Source organism: Endozoicomonas sp. SESOKO4 (assembly GCF_024606275.1).
Window position 1 is genome coordinate 1 of record NZ_JAHHPS010000098.1, and the last position, 1,645, is coordinate 1,645.

3 protein-coding genes are annotated in these 1,645 nt (G+C 49.8%); 1 reads left to right on the forward strand and 2 read right to left on the reverse strand.

The annotated features are described in order from the left end of the window. Positions 1-524, forward strand: a 524-nt coding sequence (locus KDK16_RS01705; RefSeq protein ID WP_373690891.1) for a sodium:calcium antiporter, incomplete at its 5' end; no start/stop codon positions are given. 35 nt (positions 525-559) lie between these two features. Here KDK16_RS01705 and nrdR read toward each other — a convergent pair. Both nrdR and KDK16_RS01715 read right to left on the reverse strand, forming a co-directional pair. After that, the gene (nrdR, locus tag KDK16_RS01710; protein ID WP_257254793.1) at positions 560-1,021 is read right to left on the reverse strand and encodes a transcriptional regulator NrdR; all 462 of its coding nucleotides are present in this window, start codon (positions 1,019-1,021) and stop codon (positions 560-562) included. A 148-nt stretch (positions 1,022-1,169) separates the two neighbouring features. Then, on the reverse strand, positions 1,170-1,523 hold the full coding sequence (locus tag KDK16_RS01715; RefSeq protein ID WP_257274379.1) for a hypothetical protein: 354 nt from the start codon (positions 1,521-1,523) through the stop codon (positions 1,170-1,172). Positions 1,524-1,645 lie beyond the last annotated feature (122 nt).

Here is a 1,645-nt window from a genome sequence, read left to right on the forward strand (position 1 = left end):
CTATTTCTACCGCCCGCGCCGTTGTGGAAAGTCTGGTTCTGCTGGCCTTGCTTATGGGCAGTTCAAAATTGCTGGTTTGGGGTGCCAGTGAACTGGCCCGCTCATTCGGTATCAGTGAAATGATTATCGGCCTTACCGTCATCGCCTTCGGAACCAGTCTGCCAGAAATGGCTGCTGCTTTGGCCAGTGCCCGAAAGGGTCTGTTTGATCTGGTCATGGCCACGGTTATTGGCTCCAATATATTCAACCTGTTGGGGGTTCTGGCTTTTCCCGGGATTCTCAGCGGCGGACTGGCAATTGATTCATCGGTTCTACAGAGAGATGGTCTGGCAATGGCGGGGCTTACTGCGCTTCTGGCGATTTGCATAGTCACCAGTTTCGCAATGAATCGCGACGAAACAAGCTCATCATCCATGACCCTGGGAAGGGTCACTTGCAGCAGAGTACCGCGCTATAAGAGCGCCATTATTCTTGCTGCATTTACCACCTATATGGGTGTGCTGGCCCTATCTATCATTAGCTGATAAACGAAAACTCTGCACTGAGGTCAGCAATGACCTCAGTGCTTATCAGTCGTCTCCAGTCGTTCAATCTCTTCCCGGAATTCATTCAGATCCTTGAAGTGACGATAAACGGAGGCAAACCGGATGTAGGCGATTTCGTCGAGTTCCCGAAGTTCATGCATGACTTCTTCACCCAGAACCAGAGATTTGATTTCCCGCTCACCGGTGGCCCGGAGCCGAAGCTTGATACGGGTCACTGACTCTTCGATCTGTTCCATGCTGACAGGGCGTTTTTCCAGAGCCTTAGACATGCCCGCACGTAACTTTTCTTCATTGAAGGGTTCACGGGAACCATCTCTCTTGACCAGTCTGGGAATCAACAACTCTGCCATTTCATAAGTCGTAAATCGTTCACTGCAAGTCAAACATTCACGACGACGGCGCACCTGGTTTCCATCTGCCACCAGGCGGGAATCAATGACTTTGGTATCGACAGCGTTGCAAAAAGGGCAGTGCATGGGTAATGGAAACGTTCTTCAGAGTGAGTCTTCCATCATAATTCACCCTTGCAGAATTACCAACACTTTGCAGCAATGAAGCGAGAAGTGTGAGAAGCCCACTGACCCGTTTCAGATCAGCGGTCTTCAGTTGAAAAGCAGTCTCAGATTAGCTGTATACAGGCAGACGCTTGCAAATTGCCAGAACATTCACCTTTACATCCGCTACAACCTGCTCATTACCGATATTGATGATGTTAGAGCCAAGGGCATTACCAATGGCAATACCGGCAGAACCGTCCAGTGCGGCAACAGACGATACCAGAAGTTCTGGTGCTGAAGTACCAAAGGCAACAATGGTCATGCCAATGGTGAGAATGGACATACCCAGTCGAGAGGCCAGGGTAGAAGCTACTTCGATCAAACGATCAGCGCTGGTGGATAGAACAACAAAGCCCACCGCTATAGCGGCAACAAAGGAAAGAATTTCAATCATATCAATAGGTGAGAGGGCTTCTGACACAGTCAGCAATCACCAGGCCCTCATAAACCAGTGCTGCCAACCGAGTCTCGCCAAACAATGTGTTGCCACACTGTCGTATACGCCACAGTCGAATGACCAATGATGTTGACGTATACACCTGC

Bases quoted from the DNA above. Each gene is read 5' to 3' on its own strand.
- nrdR (WP_257254793.1), bottom strand. From the start codon at position 1,021: ATGCACTGCCCTTTTTGCAACGCTGTCGATACCAAAGTCATTGATTCC.